Genomic DNA, 22,483 nt, shown 5'->3' with positions numbered 1-22,483 from the left:
GCAAGAACGGCGGGGGCCCTCTGTTCAGCACGCCCGACATCGCGTTAGCGTGGTGGTGCCTTTACACACGCGGGAGCTCGGAGCACCGGGCTGAGAGGACGCTGACTGTGGAGTTCCGGGGCTTCCCCGGATCCCTGAGCTGCGTCGACCGCCGAACCTGTTACCGGGTAATGCCGGCGTAGGGAGTAGGTCTCATATGACCGTTCAGGACGCACGCACGCCTGCCGCACGAGCCATCGGCTGGCACAAGGGATACGTGGAAGGATCGCGCCCCGATCTCCGGGTGCCGGTCCGTCAGGTGCATCTCACCAACGGCGACGACGTGACGCTGTACGACACGTCGGGGCCGTACACCGATCCCACCGTCGAAACCGACGTACGGCGCGGTCTCGCACCGCTCCGGGAGAACTGGATCGTCGGCCGCGGCGACACCGAGGAGTACGCGGGCCGCCCCGTCCGCCCCGAGGACGACGGCCTCAAACACACCTCGCCCCGCGGGGGTCTCCGCAATCTCGACGCGGTCTTCCCCGGCCGCCCGCGCCAGCCGCGCCGGGGCCGCGACGGACAGGCGGTCACGCAACTCGCGTACGCCCGGCGGGGCGACATCACCCCGGAGATGGAGTACGTCGCCATCCGGGAGAACGTCCCGCCCGAGGTCGTACGCGACGAGATCGCCGCGGGCCGCGCCGTACTGCCGGCCAACGTCAACCACCCCGAGATCGAACCGATGATCATCGGCAAGCGGTTCCTGGTGAAGGTCAACGCCAACATCGGCAACTCCGCGGTCACTTCCTCCATCGAGGAGGAGGTGGACAAGATGACCTGGGCGACCAAGTGGGGCGCCGACACGGTCATGGACCTCTCCACCGGCCGCAACATCCACACCACCCGTGAGTGGGTGCTGCGCAACTCCCCGGTCCCCATCGGCACCGTGCCGCTCTACCAGGCGCTGGAGAAGGTCGACGGCAAGGCCGAGGAGCTGACCTGGGAGATCTACAAGGACACGGTCGTCGAACAGGCCGAGCAGGGCGTCGACTACATGACCGTCCACGCGGGCGTGCTGCTGCGCTACGTGCCGCTCACGGCCCGCCGCAAGACCGGCATCGTCTCGCGCGGCGGCTCGATCATGGCGGCGTGGTGCCTGGCGCACCATCAGGAGTCGTTCCTGTACGAGAACTTCGAGGAGCTGTGCGAGATCCTCGCCTCGTACGACGTGACGTACTCCCTCGGCGACGGCCTGCGGCCGGGCTCGATTGCGGACGCCAACGACGAGGCGCAGTTCGCCGAGTTGCGGACGCTCGGCGAACTGAACACCATCGCCAAGCGGCACAACGTGCAGACCATGATCGAGGGGCCGGGCCATGTCCCGATGCACAAGATCAAGGAGAACATCGACCTTCAGCAGGAGATCTGCGAGGAGGCGCCGTTCTACACGCTCGGCCCGCTGACGACGGACGTCGCCCCGGCGTACGACCACATCACCTCCGGCATCGGCGCCGCGATGATCGCCTGGTGGGGTACGGCGATGCTCTGCTACGTGACACCCAAGGAGCACCTGGGCCTGCCCAACCGCGACGATGTGAAGACCGGCGTCATCACGTACAAGATCGCGGCGCACGCGGCGGATCTGGCCAAGGGCCATCCGGGGGCGCAGGAATGGGACGACGCGCTGTCGGACGCGCGGTTCGAATTCCGCTGGGAGGACCAGTTCAATCTGGCGCTCGACCCGGACACGGCACGGGAGTTCCACGACGAGACACTGCCGGCCGAGCCGGCGAAGACCGCGCACTTCTGCTCGATGTGCGGGCCGAAGTTCTGCTCGATGCGCATCTCCCACGACATCCGCCGTGACCACGGCGGCTCGCAGGACGAGATCGAGGCGGGCATGGCAGCCAAATCCAAGGAGTTCGCGGCGAGCGGCAACCGGGTGTACCTGCCGATCGCCGACTGAGCCGGGCGGCGGACGTCCACGAGTGGCCTCCCCACGTGAGTCGGGCCCCACTCCGTGGTGCGCCGACGTTTGGTGTCCGCCATCGCGCGACCCGTTCCAGTGTCTTGGGAGCCGACGGCAGAGATTGACCGGAGCACAGTCGGCTCCTACCGAGCCGTCTTCGCGGGAAGTGACAGCTTCCAGTCGGCCATATCGGAGAGCGTGTTCGTAGAAGCGTCTGCGTAGCGCAGGTGTGCCCATCCACGTGATGGCACGGCTGATGCGGGTGTACCGCCACGAGGCCGTCATCGGCGTGGTGGAGAACATGACTCTGCCCCGGCCGCCAGGTCGTGCGGGCGGTCGGGGCAGAGGCGGGGCTCATTTGGGCCGGGAATGTGGGGAGGGCAGGTCCGTGTCCATCCTGGCCGGGGATGGATTGGGCCTGCCCTGTCCCGTGGGGGGTTGGTTACTCGCCACCGAGGATCTCGTCGACGGTGTTGGTGAGGCCGTCGGCGATTGCGGTGTCGACCTCGGAGCCGACGATGGCGGCGATGATCAGGGCGACCAGGACGATGACGCCGACGTACTCGACGGCGCCCTGGCCCTTGTCGCTGCGGCGCTTCATCGCGGTGACGGCGGTGTTGGCCCAGGTGCCGACGTAGAGCTTGGCGTTGGTGGCGGCCTTCAGCGTGACGTTCGACATGAGCTGTCCCCTTTTTGTGTCGGCCGGCCGGTGACCGGCCGACTCGTACGAGTCTTTGGTGTCGCCCCGCGTTTCCGGCTTCCTCCTGGCCGGTCCCGCTGGCGACATGAGAAAAGTACGACGGGGCCACACCCACCGGCATGGGCCCCAAGACCCAACCCAGGGCCCAACCCACAACCTGGGCCCTGGACGGGGTCAGGCGGTCTTCAGGTGGGCGAGTGCGGTGATGATGCGGTCGGCGATGTCCGGCGGCCAGGGGAAGGACTCGGCCACCGCTCGCTGGTGGGCGAGTCCGTGCAGGCCCAGCCAGAGCGCGACCGCGTCACTGGACGGGTCGGTGCTGGTGGACTGGCCCGCGGCGGCGCACTCGCCGAGGGTCTCGACGAGGATCCGCATGCTGTCGTCGCCGAGCGCGGCCAGATCCTCCTTGGTCAGGGAGCTGTCGTCCAGGTCGGGCATCCAGAGGCCGCCGAACATCGTGCGGTAGCGCTCGGGATGGATCCGGGCGAACTCCAGATACGCCTCGCAGACGGCGTACATCCGTCGCCGGGGGTCGTCCCCGGCCTTCTCCACCGAGGAGCGCAGGCTGTTCCGCAGGTCGGCGAACTCCCCCTGCACGACGGCGAGCATGATGGCCGGCTGGTCGGGGAAGTGCCGGTAGATCGACGGGGCGGCGATTCCGACCCGGCGGGCGACCGAGCGCAGTGTGATGGCGCGTTCGTCGCCCGCTTCGTCGAGGAGTTCCACCGCGGCGGCGATGATGTCCTCCCGCAGGCGCCCGCCCTCGCCGCGACGGTTGCGCGCGCGGCCCTGTTTCGGTGCGGCCGAGGCCGCTGTTCCGGTGTTGTCCATGCTGTCACCTTACGCCGTGAAGGTTATGGCCGTATCCCCTTGCGAACCGAGACTTACGCTCGTACAGTTACATCTGTAAGCGAACGAGCGAAGCCTTGAAGGGAAATGCCATGACCGCCAGCACCAGCACCAGCACCGTCACTGTGAGCGCCACCGAGATAGTCCTGCCCGGCACCGTCGAGCCGGACGGCCTCGAGGTCCGGACCCGCGATCTCCCGGCGCCGGCCGCGGGCCATGTCGTACTGCGGATGGAAGCGACCGGGGTCGCGTTCGCCGAGCAGCAGATGCGCCGCGGCAAGTACTACGACCAGCCGCCGTTCCCCTTCGTCCCCGGCTACGACGTGGTGGGTACCGTCACCGCCACCGGACCCGGCGTGGACACCGGGCTCACCGGACGCCGGTTCGCCGCCGTCACCAAGACCGGCGCGTGGGCCAGCCACCTGCTGATCGACGCCGTGGACCTGATGCCCGTACCGGACGACGTGGACGCGGCCGCCGCGGAGACCGTCCTCGTCAACGGGATCACCGCCTGGCAGATGCTGCACCGGATCGCCAAGGTCCGCTCCGGCGGGATCATCGTGGTGCTCGGCGCCAACGGCGGCGTCGGCTCCACCCTCGTACAACTGGCCCGGCACGCCGGCATCACGGTGATCGGCACGGCATCCCCCCGCCACCACGCCACCGTGCGTGAGCTGGGCGCGAGCCCCGTCGACTACCGCGACCCCGATATGTACGCCCGGATCCGGGAGATGGCCCCCGACGGCGTGGACGCGGTCTTCGACCACGTCGGCGGCGCCGCACTGGAGCAGTCGTGGCGGCTGCTGCGCCGTGGCGGAACGCTGGTCTCCTACGGCACCGCGGCCTCGAAGGACGAGGAAGGCAACTCTCAACTGCCCGTGCTGAAGCTGTTCGCCCGCCTGGCTGCCTGGAACTCCCTGCCCAACGGCAGGAGCGCGCACTTCTACAACTACTGGGCGGGCAAGCGCTGCCAGGCGTCCTGGCAGCGCCGACTGAGCGAGGACCTCACCCAGGTGCTGCGACTGGTGGCCGACGGCTCCGTCGTCCCGCAGATCGCCGCCAGGATTCCACTGGCCGACGCCGCGTCGGCACTGGCACTCGCCGAGTCCCGCACAGTCCTCGGCAAGGTCGTCATCGTCCCCGGAACGTGACGCCATGGCCCTCGCAGCCGACGCACAAGTGCCCAGACGCGCCCTCCGTACGAGGAACCGCCGGGGCGAGGGCGGCCACCTGCGGGCCGACATCCTGGCCGCCGCGACCGACCTGCTCGATCATGGCGACGAACGGGCCGTCACCCTGCGCGCCGTGGCCCGGCAGGCCGGAATAGCCGCCCCCTCGATCTACCCGCACTTCCCCGGCCGCCCGGCCATCATGCTCGCCGTCGTCCGCGAAGCCTTCGCCGAACTGTCGGGCCGACTCCGGGCCGCCGTGGACGCGGCAGGCGACGACGCCGAACAGTGCCTGTACGCCGCCTGCCACGCCTATCTCGACTTCGCCGCAGCCCACCCCGAGCGCTACCGCGCCATGTTCGGTGAGCTCGCGAAACCCGCCACCACCGGCGACAGGGCGACCGTCAACGGGACGACCGGCGACAGGACCACCCGCGACAGGACCGCCGGACCCGGTCCGGCCTCCCTCGGCGCGGAAGCCCTGCGGGTCCTCTCCGGCGCCCTCGCCGACTGCGTCACCGCCGGACGCTCGGCCAGCACCGACCCCTGCGCCGACGCGGTGGCGCTCTGGATCGGCCTGCACGGACTCGCTCACCAGCGCACCGTTTCCCACGCCTTCCCCTGGCCCGCCGATCTGGTGCGGCACTTCGCGGCCTCGCTGTCGCGCCTCGGCCCGGCCTGATCCCCGGCCGAACCCGAACCCGAACTCCCCCGCATTCAGCACCTACAGGCGCCGGCCACCAAGGCTTTCGCGCCCAGACACCCGGAGGTTTCCGCCATGTCCGTCGCCACCCTCGCCTCGCCCGCCGCCACCGACACCGTCGCTCCGACAGGCCGTACGAGCGAGGTCGACAACCGCGCCACCTACGTCAGCTTCGGACTGGCCTACGTGCTCGGTCACGGCGCCGCCGCCGTCTCCCAGGGCGCCAACCCCCTGCTCGAACTGCCCGGCTGGCTGCCCATGACGCTCCTGGGAATCGGGCTCGCGGCCGGTACCGTCAGCGCGACCGTCGCCGCCGGCCGCGCACAGCGCGCCGCGATCGACCCCGACGAGATCCGCACCGGCAAACTGCTCGGCGCGGCCTGGGTCGTCGCCTTCGCCGCCCTGTTCCTCGCCATCACCGGCCTGACGAACAGCCTCGACATGCCCGATCTCCAGTCCACGCTCTGGCCCACCGGCTCCGGCCTCGTCGTCGGCCTGCTCTATCTCGCCGAGGGCGCCGCACGCCGCAACCTGCTGCACTACGGCCTCGGTTGCTGGCTCGCCCTGACCTCCACCGCGGCGCTCTTCCTCGGCACCCCCGGCCTCTACTGGGTCCTCACCGTCGCCGGCGGCGGCGCGTACGCCGTGGCCGCGGTCCTCGAACGCCGCCGCCTCGCGACCCGCTGACACGCCTTCCGAAGTGAGCCGCGCAGGTGGGAAGGTCCACCTGCGGCGGCTCATTCGGGCTTGTGCTCAGGACCGCCGAAGTCGGGGCTGGAGAAGTCCGGGCTCGAGTACATCGGACGCTGCCCGGCCGTCGCGCCGTCGTCCGGGCTGGAGAAGTTCGGGCGGCTGTAGCCCATCTTCGGCAGATACTGCGCCGGGCGGGCCTTCGGCGCCGGCTCCACACCGGGCGCGGCCAGGGCCTCGCGCAGGAACGGCAGGATCCCTCGATCCAGCAGGGCGACGCGCCACTCCTCGCGGGCCCGTGACACATCGTCGGGCCAGGAGCCGTCCGCATCGCCGACCGCGACCTGCGTCGCGGCGTTGCGCAGGGCCGTGATCAGCAGCCCGGCGGCGGCGACCGCCAGGCCGACGGCCGTGACCGCGGTGAAGAACCAGCCGACGGTCAGCAGCGTGCCGGAGAAGCCGGGCACCGGGCTGAGCATTCGCAGGGCGTAACCGACGAGCAGGAAGACGACGGCCGCCGCGCCCGCCAGGACCGGCACCAGGACGGCGACGACGGCGGCGAGACCCGCGCCGGTCTCGGTGGCCCCGTGCATCGCCGGAGCCAGTACGGAGTTGCCCACCGGCGAGTTCGCCGAGGCGCGGAACTCCTCCCGGACCTTCGCGTAGTGCTCGTACTCGGTCGCGGCTGCGGCGGTTATCAGAGACGTCGCGTTGAGAGCCATCGTGCGCAGTTGCTCGGCGTTGAGCCGCTGTCCGACATCGGCCAGATCCGGACGGTCGTGCGCATGGCGCAGCGTCTCGTCGAGAATCCGCTCGTAGTCGGCGCGATCCTCGTTCAGCAGATGCGGAGCGCTGTTCATGTGCGTCCCCCGATGCTCCGTAGAGCCGGATTGCCCGCTGAGAACGGACGGTTGGCGAAAACGGAGGAGAGCCTGCTACGGATAAGCCGATGGTAGAGCGGTTACGGCACTGGGTGACAGGGGGTTCACCGAAATCACCTGCCCCCACTCTGTTCAGTTATGCAACGGGAGCCGTACGACCAGAAGCTTTCCGGCCATGGTCACTCCGCCGTCCATGGCGATGGCGAGACCGTCCGCGTACACGTGCGGCCCGTCGACCACGGGGCCGGAGTTCTCCTCGCCGTCCGAGGCGTCCTCGGTGCCGACTTCGCCGAGCAGATACGGGATCGGGCTGTGGCCGTGGACGATACGGCTGCCGCCGTACGCGGCCATCAGTTCCCGGGCGGCGTCCGGGCCGCGGTCGTCACGGAACGCGAAACGCTTGGTCAGCTTGCGGAAGATGTCCCAGCACTCGTCCGCGTCGTTGCGGGTGAGGATGGCGCGGACGTTGTCGTTGACGTCCTCGATGGTGGCGCCGTAGTCGAGATACGCGGTCGTGTCGGAGTGCATCAGCAGATGCCCGTCCTCCTCGACGAGGGCGTCGAGCCGCGACATCCACTGGAGATGCACGTCCTGGAGGCGCTCCATGTCCGTCTTCTGACCGCCGTTCAGCAGCCAGGCGGCCTGGAAGGTGGCGGTGCCGGCCCCGGAGTTGACGGGTGTGTCGCCGAACCGCTTGGCGCCGAGCAGCAGCAGCTCGTGATTGCCCATGAGGGCCTTGCAGTAGCCACCGGCGGCGGCCGCCTCGGCGGAGAGCCGCATGACGAGGTCGATGACGCCGACGCCGTCGGGTCCCCGGTCGGTGAAGTCGCCGAGGAACCAGAGGCGGGTGTTGCCCGCGGCCCAGTTGCCCTCTTGGTCGATGAGGCCCTGTTCGGCGAGGGCGGCGACGAGTTCGTCGAGATAGCCGTGGACGTCTCCGACGACGAACAGCGGGCCGAGGCCGTCCGCGTCGGCGGGGCTCTCGGCGGGCACGACGCGCACCTGGGGGCTGTCACCGCGCTTGATCACCGGGAGGTCGCGTTCGGTGGGGGTGTAGCCCTCGGGGACCTCGTCGCGCGGGACCGCGTTGCCCGGGTGGACGGAGGGGGTCGCGTCGGCGACCGGTGCGGCCGGTACGGGCGGCACGGCGGGTGCCGGCGATGCGACGGGCGCGGGCGTGATGTCGGCGACCCCCGTACCGACCAGGCTGCGTGGATCGCGGTGCGACGGGGCGTCAGAGACCTTCGTGGTCACCGGAGTCGGTGCCGGGGCGGGTCGCCCGGCGGGCATGGTGAGCGAGATCCCCCGCGGATCCGTACGGGGCAGGACACCGAGGCTCCCCGGAACGCCGGGCTGCTCGGCGACCGGCCGGTCGGCGGGCGTCTCGGACGCCTTGGCCGCCGTGGGCGGTCCGGGCTCCCCCGGCTGTACGGGAACCTGCGTGTACGGCGGCACCCGGAAATCGCGCAACGTCGCCGTCCGCACCACGGGTCCCTGACCGGTCCCGGCCCCCTGAGTCATCGACCCCTCCACCAACGTCGCGCCTCCGTACACCTTTCGGGCCCGCCTGGTCGGACGGGACATCCCCACCGGAGGTAGGGGAGGGTCCGCGGTGTCGTGCGCCCATCATAGGAATGCAGCCACCCCTGTGTGACGCACCAGGGGTGGTCAATCCGATTCCACCCACGTTTCATCGGCTGTTTTCACACGGATCGCCCGAATTACACGATCTGTGTCCTGTCCCGGCCGTGTCTCCGGTCCGTACCAGGTTCGTCCGCGGGTCCGCTCCTGATCCGTCCCGGTTCGCCCACGGACCGTCCTCGCTTCGCCCGCGTCAGTCTCTCGCGGGAGACCTCGGAGCGCTGACCGTGGTGCGGGGCGGGCGCCGTTGGGACGAGGTCCGGACGATCAGCTCCGTGGGTATCACCTGCTCGACCGGCCGCCCGGTGTCGATCCCCTCGATGGCGTCGATGAGGAGCTGTACGACGGCTGTGCCGATACGGCGAGGCTTGAGCGAGAGCGTCGTGATGGGCGGTTCGGTCGTCGCGTACACGGTGGACTCGCTGCAGCAGACGAGCAGCAGGTCCTCGGGTACCCGCAGGCCGTACCGCCGCGCGGCGGCGAGCAGATCGGTGCCGTTCGGGTCGAAGAGCCCGTACACCGCGTCGGGACGGTCGGGCCGGGCGAGCAGCCGGTCGGCGGCGACGGCTCCGGCGCAGGGGTCGTGCGCGGGGTACGACTCGTACACCGGGTCCTGTCCGACGCGCTCGCACCAGTGCAGATACGCGGTGGTGGAGAGCCGGGTGTACGTGTCGGTGGTGGTCCCGGTGAGCAGCCCGATCCGGCGGGCGCCGGCGGCGGCGAGATGGTCGAGCAGATCGAGTACGGCGGCCTCGTGGTCGTTGTCGACCCAGGCGGTGACGGGGAGGGTGCCCGCCGGGCGGCCGTCGGAGACGACGGGCAGGCCCTGGCGCACGAGTTCGGTGACGACCGGATCGTGGTCGGAGGGGTCGATGACGACGGTGCCGTCGAGCGCGACGTTCGACCAGACGTCGTGGCGGGAGGTGGCGGGCAGGATGACGAGGGCGTAGCCGCGGGCGAGCGCCGCGGAGGTCGCGGCCCGCGCCATCTCGGCGAAGTAGGCGAATTCGGTGAAGGTGAAAGGTTCATCCCCGTACGTGGTCACGGTCAGGCCGATCAGACCTGACTTGCCGGTACGGAGGGTTCGGGCCGCGGCGGACGGGCGGTAGCCCAGCCGCTCGGCGACTTCACGGACATGGCGGCGTGTGGCGTCGGGTAACCGTCCCTTGCCGTTGAGCGCGTCGGAGACGGTCGTGATGGAGACACCGGCTGCGGCGGCCACGTCCCGGATGCCCGCCCGACCTTGCCGGCTGCCCCGGCGGGATGTGTCCGTCCGGCTCACCTGGTGTTTCCCTGCTGGTGTCATGGCGAGCCGATAGTAGGGCTCATCAAGGTGGTAAGGCCGGTCGCATATTCACTCCCCAAGAGTCACGTTTCTGCATGATCAACAACGCTCAATCGACATGGAAATCAAGGTCGTTGAGCGATTCGGTTGTGGTCTGTCAAGCGTTGAGCAGGATGGGCCTGGCGAGTGTCCGATGTTTCGAAGAGGTCTCAACTCACCCCCACGGGGGATGCGCGCCACGGAGTGAGCCACCGGCGCGTGCCAGGTCCGCGAGCGCTCCCCTTGCTGGGACCGGGCTCGGGGGGAGTCGGGGACCGGTCTCGTGGGCGGTATTCGCAGCGCTCGTCAATCCTCTTAAGGTGAGCAGTATTGGTACATCCGCATGAGGCGAGCCGATGATGTGCACGGCCCCCAGAACGCCCGAGGAGGACCCGCGGTGAGCGAGACGAGCCCCAAGCTGCGCGCCGAGCTGGACGGCATTCCCACCTACAAGCCGGGCAGGCCGGCGGCGACCGGCGGGCCCGCCGCTTACAAGCTGTCGTCGAACGAGAACCCCTACCCGCCGCTGCCCGGGGTGATGGAGACGGTGCTGGCCTCGGCCGGCGCGTTCAACCGATACCCCGACATGGCGTGCACCGGCCTGATGAACGAACTGGCCGACCGTTTCGGGGTCCCGGTGTCGCATCTCGCGACCGGTACGGGCTCCGTGGGCGTCGCCCAGCAGCTCCTCCAGGCCACCTCGGGCCCCGGCGACGAGGTGATCTACGCGTGGCGGTCCTTCGAGGCGTACCCGATCATCACCCAGATCTCGGGCGCCGCGTCGGTGAAGGTGCCGCTGGACGCGAACGAGGTGCACGACCTGGACGCGATGGCGGACGCGATCACCGAGCGGACGCGGATGATCTTCGTCTGCAACCCCAACAACCCCACCGGCACCGTCGTGCGCCGGGCCGAGCTGGAGCGGTTCCTCGACCGGGTGCCGGAGGACGTCCTGGTGGTCCTGGACGAGGCGTACCGCGAGTTCATCCGGGACACCGACGTCCCCGACGGCGTCGAGATCTACCGGGAGCGGCCCAACGTGGCCGTGCTGCGGACCTTCTCCAAGGCGTACGGTCTCGCGGGTCTGCGGGTCGGCTTCGCGATCGCCCACGAGCCGGTGGCCGCCGCGCTGCGCAAGACCGCGGTGCCGTTCGGTGTGAGCCAGATCGCGCAGGACGCGGCGGTCGCCTCGCTGCGCGCCGAGGACGAGCTGCTCGGGCGGGTGGGGTCGCTGGTCGCCGAGCGCACCCGCGTGTTCGACGGGCTGCGCGGCCAGGGGTGGACCGTGCCCGAGACGCACGCCAACTTCGTATGGCTGCGGCTGGGGGAGCGTACGACCGACTTCGCGGCGGTGTGCGAGCGCGCGGGCGTGACGATCCGGCCCTTCGCGGGCGAGGGGGTGCGGGTCACGATCGGCGAGTACGAGGCGAACGACCTGTTCCTGCACACGGCGGAATCGTTCCGCAAGGAGATCGAAGAGGACTCACGGGGACCCGAGGGGTCCAAGGAGGTCTGAGGAGGCTCCCGGCAGCCCTCGCGCACCGCTTTCCGGCGCGCGGTCACGGCCGGATGTTCGAAGGGGGACCCCCCCTTGAAGATCCGGTCGGGCCGTGCGCCATACTTTTGCTTGTGAATGTGAACGCGTTCACAAGCGCGTCCCTGTATCCCGGTTCCTCCCGATCAGGCCGGGACCAATAGGGCAAGCCGCCGCCCCCAAAAGGCCGGCTCGTTAGGAGAAGGAGAGACGACGACGTGGACATCGCACTGGCTCCCGAGACTCTCGCGCGATGGCAGTTCGGCATCACCACCGTCTACCACTTCCTCTTCGTCCCCCTGACGATCTCCCTCGCCGCGCTGACCGCCGGCCTGGAGACCGCCTGGGTGCGGACGTCGAATCCGAAGTACCTCAGGGCGACGAAGTTCTGGGGAAAACTCTTCCTGATCAACATCGCCATGGGTGTCGTCACCGGCATCGTGCAGGAGTTCCAGTTCGGGATGAACTGGTCCGACTACTCCCGTTTCGTCGGCGACGTCTTCGGCGCCCCGCTCGCCTTCGAGGCGCTGATCGCCTTCTTCTTCGAGTCCACCTTCATCGGTCTGTGGATCTTCGGCTGGGACAAGCTGCCCAAGAAGATCCATCTGGCCTGCATGTGGATGGTCTCGATCGGCACGATCCTCTCCGCCTACTTCATCCTGGCGGCCAACTCCTGGATGCAGCACCCGGTCGGCTACCGGATCAACGAGGAGCGCGGCCGGGCCGAGCTGACCGACTTCTGGGCCGTACTGACCCAGAACACCGCGCTCGCCCAGTTCTTCCACACCATGACGGCGGCCTTCATGGTCGGCGGCGCGTTCATGGTCGGCATCTCCGCCTTCCACCTCGCGCGCCGCAAGGGCGCGGAGCACCGGAAGAACATCCCGGTGATGCGCACCTCGCTGCGCCTCGGGCTGGTCACGCTGGTGACCGCCGGCCTGCTCACGGCCGTCAGCGGCGACACGCTCGGCAAGATCATGTACGAGCAGCAGCCGATGAAGATGGCCGCCGCCGAGGCTCTCTGGGACGGCGAGGCGCCCGCGCCGTTCTCCCTCTTCGCCTACGGGGACGTGGACGAGGGCCACAACAAGGTCGCCGTGGAGATCCCCGGCCTGCTGTCCTTCCTCGCCCACAGCGACTTCGAGTCCTTCGTCCCCGGTATCAACGACGTGCAGAAGGCCGAACAGGAGAAGTACGGCCCCGGCGACTACCGGCCCAACATCCCCGTCGCGTACTGGGGCTTCCGCTGGATGATCGGCTTCGGCATGGCGTCGCTGGGCATCGGCCTCCTCGGGCTCTGGCTGACCCGCCGGAAGTTCCTGCTGCCGAAGGCACTGCGGACCGGCGAGGACGAGGTGCCGAATCTCGTGCTCTTCCGCAACAAGGCGCTCGGCGCGCGATTCGCCCACCTGTACTGGCTCGTCGCCCTGTGGACGATGCTCTTCCCGCTGATCGCCAACTCCTGGGGCTGGATCTTCACCGAGACCGGCCGGCAGCCCTGGGTGGTCTACGGGGTGCTGCGCACCGCCGACGCCGTCTCCCCCGGCACGTCCCAGGGAGAGGTGCTCACCTCGATGATCGTCTTCACCCTGCTCTACGCGGTGCTCGCCGTCATCGAGGTCAAGCTGCTCGTGAAGTACGTCAAGGCGGGACCGCCGGAGTTGACGGACGACGACCTCAACCCACCCACGAAGATCGGCGGCCACGACACCGAGGACGCCGACCGCCCGATGGCCTTCTCCTACTGAAGCTTGAGGAGTTGATCCGAAACATGGAACTCCACGACGTCTGGTTCGTACTGATCGCCGTCCTGTGGACCGGCTACTTCTTCCTTGAGGGCTTCGACTTCGGGATCGGCGTCCTGACGAAGCTGCTCGCCCGGAACCGCAAGGAACGCAGGGTCCTCATCAACACCATCGGACCCGTCTGGGACGGCAACGAGGTGTGGCTGCTGTCGGCCGGCGGCGCGACCTTCGCCGCGTTCCCCGAGTGGTACGCCACCCTCTTCTCCGGCTTCTACCTCCCGCTGCTCCTCATCCTGGTCTGTCTGATCGTGCGCGGTGTCGCCTTCGAGTACCGCGCCAAGCGGCCCGAGGAGCGGTGGCAGCGCAACTGGGAACACGCGATCTTCTGGACCTCGCTGCTGCCGGCGGTGCTGTGGGGCGTGGCCTTCGGGAACATCGTGCGCGGCGTGAAGATCGACGCGGAGATGGAGTACGTGGGCAACCTGGCCGACCTGCTCAACCCGTACGCGATCCTCGGCGGGCTCGTGACGCTGACCCTCTTCACCTTCCACGGCGCGGTGTTCGCCGCGCTCAAGACGGTGGGGGACATCCGGGCGCGGGCGCGGAAGCTGGCGGTCACCCTGGGGCTGCTCACGGCCGTGCTGGCGCTCGGATTCCTGAGCTGGACCCAGCTCGACAGCGGTGACGGCGCGAGCCTGGGCGCGATGGTCGTCGCGGTGGTGGCGCTGGTCGGCGCGATCGTGGCGATCAAGGCGGGCCGGGAAGGGTGGTCGTTCGCGCTCTCCGGGCTGACGATCGTGGCCGCCGTGGCGATGCTCTTCCTGACGCTCTTCCCGAACGTCATGCCGTCCTCGCTCAACGAGCAGTGGAATCTGACGGTGACCAACGCGTCGTCTACGCCGTACACCCTGAAGATCATGACCTGGTGCGCGGGCATCGCCACGCCCGTCGTGCTGCTCTACCAGGGCTGGACGTACTGGGTCTTCCGCAAGCGCATCGGTACGCATCACATCGCGGACGCGCACTAGCTGACTGGGCGGGTGTTTCACGTGAAACCGATCGATCCGCGTCTGCTGCGGTACGCAAGGGCCACCCGGCGCTTCCTGGTGGCGGTGGTGGTCCTGGGGCTGGCCGGTGCGGGGCTGGTCGTGGCCCAGGCGATGATCATCGCCGAGGTGGTGGTCGGCGCGTTCGAGGACGGGCTGAACGCCGACGGGCTGCGTACGCCCCTGCTCCTGCTCGGCGCGGTCGCCGTCGGGCGCGGACTGGTCGCGTGGCTGACCGAGCTGGCGGCGCACCGGGCGAGCGCGGCGGTCAAGTCCGAGCTGCGGGGGCGGCTGCTGGAGCGGGCGGCCGAGCTGGGGCCGGGGTGGCTGAGCGGTCAGCGGACCGGATCGCTCGTCGCGCTGGCGACCCGTGGCGTGGACGCGCTGGACGACTACTTCGCGCGGTATCTGCCGCAGCTGGGGCTCGCGGTGGTGGTGCCGGTGGCGGTACTGGCGCGGATCGTGACCGACGACTGGGTGTCGGCGGGTGTCATCGTGCTGACGCTGCCGCTGATTCCGCTGTTCATGGTGCTCATCGGGTGGGCCACGCAGTCCCGGATGGACCGGCAGTGGCAACTGCTGTCGCGGCTGTCGGGTCACTTCCTCGACGTGGTCGCGGGGCTGCCCACGCTGAAGGTCTTCGGGCGGGCGAAGGCGCAGGCGGAGTCGGTCCGGGAGATCACCTCGGAGTACCGGCGGGCCACGATCCGTACGCTGCGGATCGCGTTCCTCTCGTCCTTCGCGCTGGAACTGCTCTCGACGCTGTCGGTCGCGCTGGTGGCCGTGGGGATCGGGATGCGACTGGTCCACGGGGACCTGGATCTCTACACGGGCCTGGTCGTGCTGATCCTGGCGCCCGAGGCGTATCTGCCGCTACGGCAGGTGGGGGCGCAGTACCACGCGGCGGCGGAGGGGCTGGCGGCGGCGGAGGAGATCTTCGCGGTGCTGGAGACGGGTGCGGGTGGTTCGTCCGGTGGGGCGGCCAGGGTTTCCGGCGGCGTCACGGAGGTGCCGGACTCGCCGCGGCTGGAGTTCGAAGGCGTGACGGTCCGCCACGAAGGCCGTACGGAGCCCTCGTTGGACGCGGCCACGCTGGTGGTCGAACCGGGGGAGACGGTCGCCCTGGTCGGCCCGAGCGGCGCCGGGAAGACGACGCTGCTGAACGTGCTGCTCGGCTTCACGGCACCCACGGAGGGCCGCGTACGGGTGGGCGGGACCGACCTGTCGTCCCTGGACCTCGACCGCTGGCGCGAACGCATCGCCTGGGTGCCGCAGCACCCGTATCTCTTCGCGGGGACGATCGCGGAGAACGTACGCCTGGCCCGCCCGGACGCGGACGCCGCCGCCGTACGGAAGGCGTTGCGCGACGCGGGGGCGTACGACTTCGTGACCGCGCTCCCCCAGGGCGCGGACACACCACTCGGCGAGGACGGCGCGGGCCTCTCGTCCGGCCAACGCCAACGCCTCGCCCTGGCACGGGCCTTCCTCGCCGACCGCCCGCTTCTCCTGCTGGACGAGCCCACGGCGGCGCTCGACGGCGAGACGGAGGCGGGCATCGTGGAGGCGGTCCGCCGCCTGGCGGTGGGCCGCACGGTCCTCCTGGTGATCCACCGCCCGGCACTGCTGTCGGTGGCGGACCGGGTGATCGAACTGGGCGGGCGGACGCACGGGGCCGGTGGGGCCGGCGCACCGGCCGGCCCGGGCACGGCTGCGGGTCCCGGCGGGGCGTTCGACAGGCAGTTCGGCACAGGCTGGATGCCGGACTCGGCGGACTCGGCGGTCGCGGCTGATGCCGGGACAGCCGTCCGGCCCGACCGGCCGACCGACGCACGTCGGACGCCGGGGTCGGTGACCGCAGAGGCGGTCTCCGGGCCGCCCGGTGGGATCGGTGCCGCTGGGAGTCTGGGCGAACCCGGCGCCGGGGGCGTCGGCCGCGAAGCCGACGCGGCGGGGCTCCGGTCCGGGGCAGGGACACGGGACAACGGCGTCGCCCGTGACGTCCGGGCCCACCCCCTCGCCCGGATGCGGGCCGCCGTCGGGGCCCTGCGGGGGCGTTTCGTCCTCGCGCTGGTGTTGGGGAGTCTGGCCCTCGGCTCCGCCGTCGGGCTCATGGCCGTGTCCGGGTATCTCATTTCGCGGGCGTCCGAGCAGCCGCCCGTGCTGTATCTGATGGTCGCCGTCACCGCGACGCGTGCGTTCGGGATCGGGCGGGCCGTCTTCCGGTACGCCGAGCGGCTCGTGTCCCACGACGCGGTGCTCCGCATGCTGGCCGACCTCCGGGTCTCCGTCTACCGGCGCCTCGAACGGCTCGCCCCCGCCGGGCTGCGAGAGGCCCGGCGCGGTGATCTGCTCTCCCGGCTCGTCGCCGACGTCGACGCGCTCCAGGACTACTGGCTGCGCTGGCTCCTGCCGGTCGGCTCCGCCGTGCTCGTCGGTGTGGGCGCCGTCGGATTCACCGGCTGGCTGCTGCCCGAGGCGGGCGCGGTCCTGGCCGTCGGGCTGCTCGCCGCGGGCGTCGGCGTGCCACTGGTAAGCGGCGCCCGCGCGCGCAGGGCCGAGCGCCGACTCGCCCCCGCGCGCGGCCTGCTGGCGACCCGCGTGGCCGAACTCCTCGAAGGCTGCGCCGAACTGACCGTCGCCGGCGCCCTCGGCAGCCGTATCCGCGCCGCGCGCGCCGCCGACGCGACGCTCACGGCCATCGCCGCACGCGGCGCCACCGCCACCGCGCTCGGCGGCGGCCTCTCCGCGCTGATCTGCGGTCTGACGGTGGCGGCCGCCACGTACGCCGGAGTGGGCGCCGTGCACGACGGGCGGCTCCCGGGCGTCGCGCTGGCCGTCGTCGTACTGACCCCGCTCGCCGCGTTCGAGGCGGTCGCCGGTCTGCCGCTCGCGGTGCAGTACCGGCAGCGGGCCGCGCGCGGCGCCGAGCGGGTGTGGGAGGTGCTGGACGCGCCCGTCCCCGTACGGGAGCCCGAGCGGCCGGCCGCCACCCCCGCGACGCCGTTCCCGCTGGAGGTACGGGGCCTGGCGGCCCGTTACGCGGGGCAGGAGCGCGACGCGCTCAGCGGCGTCGACCTGACGCTGACCGCCGGGAAGCGGGTGGCCGTGGTGGGGCCGTCCGGCGCCGGCAAGACGACCCTCGCGCAGGTGCTGCTGCGCTTCCTGGACGCGCGCGAGGGCGGCGTCAGCCTCGGCGGGACGGACGCCGCCGCGCTGGACGGCGACACGGTGCGGCGCTTCGTCGGGCTGTGCGCGCAGGACGCGCACCTGTTCGACAGTTCCGTACGCGAGAACCTCGCCCTCGCCCGCAAGGACGCGACCGAGGACGACCTCCGCGACGCCCTGCGCCGCGCCCGTCTGCTGGACTGGGTCGACGCGCTCCCCGCCGGCCTCGACACCCTGGTCGGCGAGCACGGCGCACGCCTCTCCGGGGGACAGCGGCAGCGCCTGGCGCTGGCCCGCGCGCTTCTCGCCGACTTCCCCGTCCTCGTCCTGGACGAGCCCGCCGAACATCTCGACCTGCCGACGGCCGACGCGCTGACGGCGGACCTGCTGGCGGTGACCGAAGGGCGTACGACGCTGCTCATCACCCATCGCCTTCAGGGTCTCGACGCGGTGGACGAGGTGATCGTGCTCGACGACGGTCAGGTGGTCCAGCGCGGGGAGTACGCCGAGCTCGTCTCGGTCGCGGGGCCACTGCGGACGATGCTGGAGCGTGAGCGGGGGCCGGTCGCGCTGGTCAGCCGGTCGGCTTGATCAACCGGCTTGATCAACCGGCGTCGTCAGTGGGGCTCGATCATCGAGTCCCACTGGCCGACTTTCCATATTAAATAGGACTAATTAGGGTCAAGGGCATGAAGGCGCCCGAACCCGAGAATTTCCCCGAGGGCGACGCGGCGCGCCGTCTCCAGGGCCAGTCCACCGAGCTGACCGCCCGCGTCCCGCAACTCCTCGAAGCCATGCGCTCCGTCGGCACCGGTCTCGAACTGCACTCCACCCTCGACCGGATCTGCGAGACGGCGGCCCGGCTCGTCGGCGCCCGCTACGCGGCGCTCGGCGTCGTGGACGAGACGGGCGACGGGCTCTCCGACTTCGTGACCTACGGCGTCGACGAGGACGTCGCCCGCCGGATCGGCCACCGCCCGGACGGCCACACCGGACTGCTCGGCGAACTGATCCGCCGCCCCGAAGCCATCCGGCTCACCGACCTCACCACCGATCAGCGCTCGGCCGGTTTCCCCCCGCACCACCCGGCGATGCGGACGTTCCTCGGAGTCCCCATCCGCGTCCAGGGCGAGATGCTCGGGAATCTCTATCTCGCCGAGAAGCACGACGGCACCGAATTCACCGACCACGACCAGCACATGGCGCGGGTGCTCGCGACCGAGGCGGGCCTCGCCATCGGCAACGCGCGGCTGTACGAGGCGGCCCGCCAACGTGAGCGGTGGATCGACGGGTCGGTCGCCGTCACGACGGCCTTGCTCTCGGGCAAGGAGGCCGACCACTCCGGCCGCCTCGAACACCCCGTCGGCACGGAAAGCACCGAGCGCACCGAGCGCACCGAGCGCACCGATTACGCCGACCATGCCCACCACGCCCTCACCGTCGTCGCCGAACAGGCCCGCAAGCTCGCCGACTCGGCCGCCGGCATCGTCCTGCTGCCCACGTCCGACGGGGGGCTGGAGATCGTCGCCGTCTCGTCCGACACCCCGGTCGTCTCCGTCGGCACCCGGATCCCGGGAAGGAGCGCCATCGTCGCCAAGCTGCTGGCCGGCGAGTCCGTGTACATCGAGGACTCCAGCACCGATCAGCGGCTGGTCTCCCCGCAGTCCGCCCACTTCGGCCCGGCCATGGTGCTGCCCCTGCACAGCGACGGCCGGGTGCTCGGCGTGCTCGTGACACCGCGCGCGATCGGGGCCCGTCCCTTCACCGATTCGGAACGCACCCTCGCCACCCAGTTCGCCTCACAGGCGGCCCTCGCGCTGATGATGGCCGAGGCACAGCGCGACAGGGAGCGGCTCGCGGTGTTCGAGGACCGCGACCGCATCGCCCGCGATCTGCACGATCTGGTCATCCAGCGCCTGTTCGCCGCCGGGATGATGCTGGAGACCGCGCAGCGGCAGTCGGACGTGCCCGAGGTGCGTACGGGCATCGGCAAGGCGGTCGACGAACTGGACGTCACCATCCAGGAGATCCGTACGGCCATCTTCGCGCTCCAGCAGGGCTCGTCAGAGGCGCCGTCCGGGCTGAGCACCAGGGTGCTGCGGGAGATCAACATGGCGGCCGTCCCGCTCGGCTTCAAGCCCGCACATCGCTTCGTCGGCGCGGTCGACTCGGCCGTGGGCGAACTCACCGGCAAGAACCTCATCGCGGCGCTGCGCGAAGCCCTCTCCAACACCTTCCGGCACGCGCGGGCCTCCCGTATCGAGGTCACGGTGGACGCGAGCGCCGCACTGCCGGACGGCACGCCCGCCGTCCGGCTGTCGGTCGCCGACGACGGCGTGGGCATCCCGGAGGGCGACCGGCGGCGCAGCGGGCTGCGGAATCTGCGCCGGCGCGCCGAGTCGCTGGGCGGGTCGAGCGAGGTCGGCCCTGGACTGGGCGAGGACGGCGCCGGTACGACGGTGACTTGGCAGGCCCCGCTCTGAACCGTGCCGTCAGCCCTGCTCCGAATCCGCCCGCGCGCGTGCCACCAGTCGTTCGATGACGACGGCGACACCGTCCTCGTTGTTGGCCACGGTGCGCCCGGACGCCGCCGCGATCACGTCCGGATGCGCGTTGCCCATCGCGTACGACGTACCGGCCCACGCCAGCATCTCCACGTCGTTCGGCATGTCCCCGAACGCGACGACCTCGTCGGAGGAGATACCGCGCTCGGCGCAGCAGAGCGCCAGCGTGCTCGCCTTGCTCACCCCGAGGCCGCTGACTTCGAGCAGTGCGGTGGGGCTGGAGCGGGTGAAGGCGGCCAGGTGCCCGGCGGCCGTACGGGCCAGCGTCAGGAAACCGTCGGGTGTCAGGGTCGGGTGGTGCGCCAGCAGCTTCACGACCGGATCGCCGTCGCCCGGCCCGCCTTCCTGGAGAAGCTTCTCGGCGGTGGCGACGTTCGCGCCCGGGTCGTCCAGGAACGGCGGGTACCGCGGCTCGTAGTCGAAGCTCGTCGTCTTCTCGACGGCGAACGAGGTGCCGGGCGCCGCGTCCCGCAGCGCCTGTACGACCTCGAGCGCGACGGCCCGGTCCAGCCCGCGGACCTTGACCAGTTCCCCGCCGCCGTGCAGATCGACGACGACGGCGCCGTTGGCGCAGATGGCGAGGCCGTGCCGGTGCACATGGTCGCTGACGACGCCCATCCAGCGGGCCGGCCTGCCGGTGACGAAGAAGACCTCGATCCCGGCCTCCTCGGCGGCGGCGAGCGCGGCGACCGTGCGGTCCGAGACGGTCTTGTCGTCGTGCAGCAACGTTCCGTCAAGATCGGTGGCGATCAGCCGGGGGCGGGCGGGGAGCGGGGATTCGCTAGCTGAGGTCACCCGCCCATTCTCCCGCACGGGTGTGCACGTGAGTGCGGAGGATCGCACATGTGAGCGCCCTCACGCCGACAGGGGCGGCACACCTGCCGTCATGCCCGCTGAATGCTTGCCGCACCGCCTGCTTCGGCGCCCGCCGCACCGCCTGCTTCGGCGCCCCCCGCACCGCCTGCCGCACCGCCTGCCTCGGCGCCCGCCGCACAGGGTGTCGGAGGCGGCACGTAGGGTCGGGGCCATGCGTCTGAGCACTGTGATTCTTCCCGTCCGCCGCTGGCACGAGGGCGGTCGCGACGAGTGGTCGCGCGCCGAGGAGCTGGGTTTTCACGCGGCGTACACCTACGACCATCTGTCGTGGCGCACCTTCCGGGACGGCCCGTGGTTCGGCGCGATCCCGACCCTGACGGCCGCCGCAGGCGCCACCACCCGGCTGCGGCTGGGCACGCTGGTGACGTCGCCGAACTTCCGGCATCCGGTGACGCTCGCCAAGGAGCTGATCTCCCTGGACGACATCTCCGGCGGCCGGGTCACCCTCGGGATCGGGGCCGGCGGGACGGGCTTCGACGCCGTGGTGCTCGGACAGGAGCCCTGGTCGCCGCGTGAACGTGCCGACAGGTTCGCGGAGTTCGTGACACTGCTCGACCGGCTGCTGACGCAGGACGCGGTGACGGCCGAGGGGACGTTCTACTCGGCGGTCGAGGCCCGCGACATTCCGGGGTGTGTGCAGCGCCCGCGGCTGCCGTTCGCCGTCGCCGCCACCGGGCCGCGCGGGCTGAGGCTGGCCGCGGCGCTCGGCCAGGCCTGGGTGACGACGGGAGATCCGAAGCTCTTCGAGTCGGGCACGGCCGAGGAGTCGCTGGAGGCGGTCCGCGGACAGATCGGCCGGCTCGGTCAGGCGTGCGCGGAGATCGGCCGTGACGCGGCCGGTCTGGAGAAGATCCTGCTCAGCGGCTTCACGCCGGGGCGTCCGCTCGATTCGTTCGACGCGTTCGTGGACTTCGCGGGACGGCACTTCGAGCTCGGGATCACGGAGATCGTGGTGCACGCGCCGATCCCCGACTCCGATTTCGCGATGGATCCCGCCCTGTTCGAGCGGATCGCCACGGAAGGGCTCGCGCAGCTCAGCCGCTGAAGCGGAGGTAGCCCGGCGGTACGGCGTCGGCCAGCCAGACGCCGTTGGCGCTCACCCGGAAGACATGGCCGTCGCGGTGCATCGCGCCCGCGTCCACGGGCAGGACCACGGGCCGGCCGCGACGCGCGCCGACGTGGGTCGCCGTCTCGCGGTCGGGCGAGAGATGGACGTGGTGGCGGTTCATGGGCCGCAGGCCCTCGGCGCGGATCGCGTCGAGGCTGCGGGCGACGGTGCCGTGGTAGAGGTACGCGGGCGGCTCGGCCGGCGGCAGGTCCAGGTCGACCTCGACCGTGTGGCCCTGGTTGGCGCGGATCCTCTCGCCCTCGATGGTGAAGCGCCGTTTGTCGTTGACGGCCACGACATGCTCCAGCTCGGCGCGGGTGATGGGGAAGCGGTGGTCGGCCGTGGCGCGGAGCAGCGCGTCGACCTCCACCCAGCCGTTCGGGTCGAGCGTCAGGCCGATCCGCTCGGGCTGGTGGCGCAGGTGCTTCGAGAGATATTTCGACACCTTCACCGTGCGACGCTCGTCGGGTGTTCCCGCGCCCGGTGTTCGTGTTGTGGTCATTCGCACAGCGTGCCCGGTGGTGTCGGGCATTC

Annotated in this window: 17 protein-coding genes and 1 riboswitch; of the genes, 10 read left to right on the top strand and 7 right to left on the bottom strand. The window is 70.7% G+C overall.

Features of this window, described 5'->3' with window-relative positions; genetic code table 11:
* Positions 1–59: 59 nt before the first annotated feature.
* Positions 60–202: riboswitch (TPP riboswitch) on the top strand.
* Positions 197–1,951: a phosphomethylpyrimidine synthase ThiC gene (gene thiC / locus ACFWHU_RS13665; protein ID WP_385791910.1), complete on the top strand. Its 1,755-nt coding sequence runs from the start codon at positions 197–199 to the stop codon at positions 1,949–1,951. (Overlaps the previous riboswitch by 6 nt.)
* A gap of 445 nt (positions 1,952–2,396) precedes the next feature.
* Here thiC and ACFWHU_RS13660 read toward each other — a convergent pair whose 3' ends face one another.
* Both ACFWHU_RS13660 and ACFWHU_RS13655 read right to left on the bottom strand, forming a co-directional pair.
* Entirely contained in the window at positions 2,397–2,633 is a 237-nt protein-coding gene (locus ACFWHU_RS13660; protein ID WP_387224946.1) for a hypothetical protein, read from the bottom strand.
* Between the two features lie 195 nt (positions 2,634–2,828).
* Positions 2,829–3,485: a TetR/AcrR family transcriptional regulator gene (locus ACFWHU_RS13655; RefSeq protein ID WP_385791908.1), complete on the bottom strand. Its 657-nt coding sequence runs from the start codon at positions 3,483–3,485 to the stop codon at positions 2,829–2,831.
* A 110-nt stretch (positions 3,486–3,595) separates the two neighbouring features.
* On the opposite strand from ACFWHU_RS13655, the gene ACFWHU_RS13650 reads away from it, so the two are divergent.
* The 3 genes from ACFWHU_RS13650 to ACFWHU_RS13640 all read left to right on the top strand — a co-directional run bounded on the left by ACFWHU_RS13650 (position 3,596) and on the right by ACFWHU_RS13640 (position 6,062).
* Positions 3,596–4,654 carry a medium chain dehydrogenase/reductase family protein gene (locus tag ACFWHU_RS13650; protein WP_387225001.1) on the top strand — a complete coding sequence of 353 codons (1,059 nt, stop codon included), beginning with the start codon at positions 3,596–3,598 and terminating at the stop codon, positions 4,652–4,654.
* Positions 4,655–4,658: 4 nt separating this feature from the next.
* Positions 4,659–5,354, top strand: a complete 696-nt coding sequence (locus tag ACFWHU_RS13645) for a TetR/AcrR family transcriptional regulator (protein ID WP_387225000.1) — start codon at positions 4,659–4,661, stop codon at positions 5,352–5,354.
* Positions 5,355–5,450: 96 nt separating this feature from the next.
* Positions 5,451–6,062 carry an ABC transporter permease gene (locus tag ACFWHU_RS13640; protein WP_387224999.1) on the top strand — a complete coding sequence of 204 codons (612 nt, stop codon included), beginning with the start codon at positions 5,451–5,453 and terminating at the stop codon, positions 6,060–6,062.
* A 50-nt stretch (positions 6,063–6,112) separates the two neighbouring features.
* Here ACFWHU_RS13640 and ACFWHU_RS13635 read toward each other — a convergent pair whose 3' ends face one another.
* The 3 genes from ACFWHU_RS13635 to ACFWHU_RS13625 form a co-directional block, all read right to left on the bottom strand.
* On the bottom strand, positions 6,113–6,925 hold the full coding sequence (locus tag ACFWHU_RS13635; protein ID WP_387224998.1) for a hypothetical protein: 813 nt from the start codon (positions 6,923–6,925) through the stop codon (positions 6,113–6,115).
* Between the two features lie 153 nt (positions 6,926–7,078).
* Entirely contained in the window at positions 7,079–8,467 is a 1,389-nt protein-coding gene (locus tag ACFWHU_RS13630) for a metallophosphoesterase (protein WP_387224997.1), read from the bottom strand.
* A gap of 313 nt (positions 8,468–8,780) precedes the next feature.
* Positions 8,781–9,893 carry a LacI family DNA-binding transcriptional regulator gene (locus tag ACFWHU_RS13625; RefSeq protein WP_385791894.1) on the bottom strand — a complete coding sequence of 371 codons (1,113 nt, stop codon included), beginning with the start codon at positions 9,891–9,893 and terminating at the stop codon, positions 8,781–8,783.
* A 415-nt stretch (positions 9,894–10,308) separates the two neighbouring features.
* On the opposite strand from ACFWHU_RS13625, the gene hisC reads away from it, so the two are divergent.
* The 5 genes from hisC to ACFWHU_RS13600 all read left to right on the top strand — a co-directional run bounded on the left by hisC (position 10,309) and on the right by ACFWHU_RS13600 (position 19,884).
* The gene (gene hisC / locus ACFWHU_RS13620) at positions 10,309–11,427 is read left to right on the top strand and encodes a histidinol-phosphate transaminase (RefSeq protein ID WP_387224995.1); all 1,119 of its coding nucleotides are present in this window, start codon (positions 10,309–10,311) and stop codon (positions 11,425–11,427) included.
* A 236-nt stretch (positions 11,428–11,663) separates the two neighbouring features.
* Complete coding sequence (locus tag ACFWHU_RS13615) at positions 11,664–13,193, top strand: cytochrome ubiquinol oxidase subunit I (RefSeq protein WP_387224994.1); 1,530 nt, start codon at positions 11,664–11,666, stop codon at positions 13,191–13,193.
* A gap of 23 nt (positions 13,194–13,216) precedes the next feature.
* Positions 13,217–14,218, top strand: coding sequence for a cytochrome d ubiquinol oxidase subunit II (gene cydB, locus ACFWHU_RS13610; protein ID WP_385791888.1), 1,002 nt, complete (start codon positions 13,217–13,219; stop codon positions 14,216–14,218).
* Between the two features lie 21 nt (positions 14,219–14,239).
* Positions 14,240–17,992, top strand: coding sequence for a thiol reductant ABC exporter subunit CydD (gene cydD, locus ACFWHU_RS13605; protein WP_387224993.1), 3,753 nt, complete (start codon positions 14,240–14,242; stop codon positions 17,990–17,992).
* 98 nt (positions 17,993–18,090) lie between these two features.
* On the top strand, positions 18,091–19,884 hold the full coding sequence (locus tag ACFWHU_RS13600; protein WP_387224992.1) for a GAF domain-containing sensor histidine kinase: 1,794 nt from the start codon (positions 18,091–18,093) through the stop codon (positions 19,882–19,884).
* A 9-nt stretch (positions 19,885–19,893) separates the two neighbouring features.
* Here ACFWHU_RS13600 and ACFWHU_RS13595 read toward each other — a convergent pair whose 3' ends face one another.
* Positions 19,894–20,760, bottom strand: coding sequence for an HAD family hydrolase (locus ACFWHU_RS13595; RefSeq protein ID WP_387224990.1), 867 nt, complete (start codon positions 20,758–20,760; stop codon positions 19,894–19,896).
* 232 nt (positions 20,761–20,992) lie between these two features.
* Here ACFWHU_RS13595 and ACFWHU_RS13590 point away from each other — a divergent pair, with 232 nt between their 5' ends.
* Positions 20,993–21,886, top strand: coding sequence for an LLM class flavin-dependent oxidoreductase (locus tag ACFWHU_RS13590; RefSeq protein WP_387224989.1), 894 nt, complete (start codon positions 20,993–20,995; stop codon positions 21,884–21,886).
* Here the strand turns inward: ACFWHU_RS13590 and ACFWHU_RS13585 are convergent.
* Positions 21,876–22,451, bottom strand: coding sequence for an RNA 2'-phosphotransferase (locus tag ACFWHU_RS13585; RefSeq protein WP_387224986.1), 576 nt, complete (start codon positions 22,449–22,451; stop codon positions 21,876–21,878). The genes ACFWHU_RS13590 and ACFWHU_RS13585 overlap by 11 nt on opposite strands.
* Between the last annotated feature and the right edge of the window lie 32 nt (positions 22,452–22,483).

The sequence above is a fragment of the Streptomyces sp. NPDC060366 genome, assembly GCF_042725135.1.
Lineage (GTDB): Bacteria > Actinomycetota > Actinomycetes > Streptomycetales > Streptomycetaceae > Streptomyces.
This window is presented reverse-complemented; position numbering and strand designations above follow the sequence as displayed.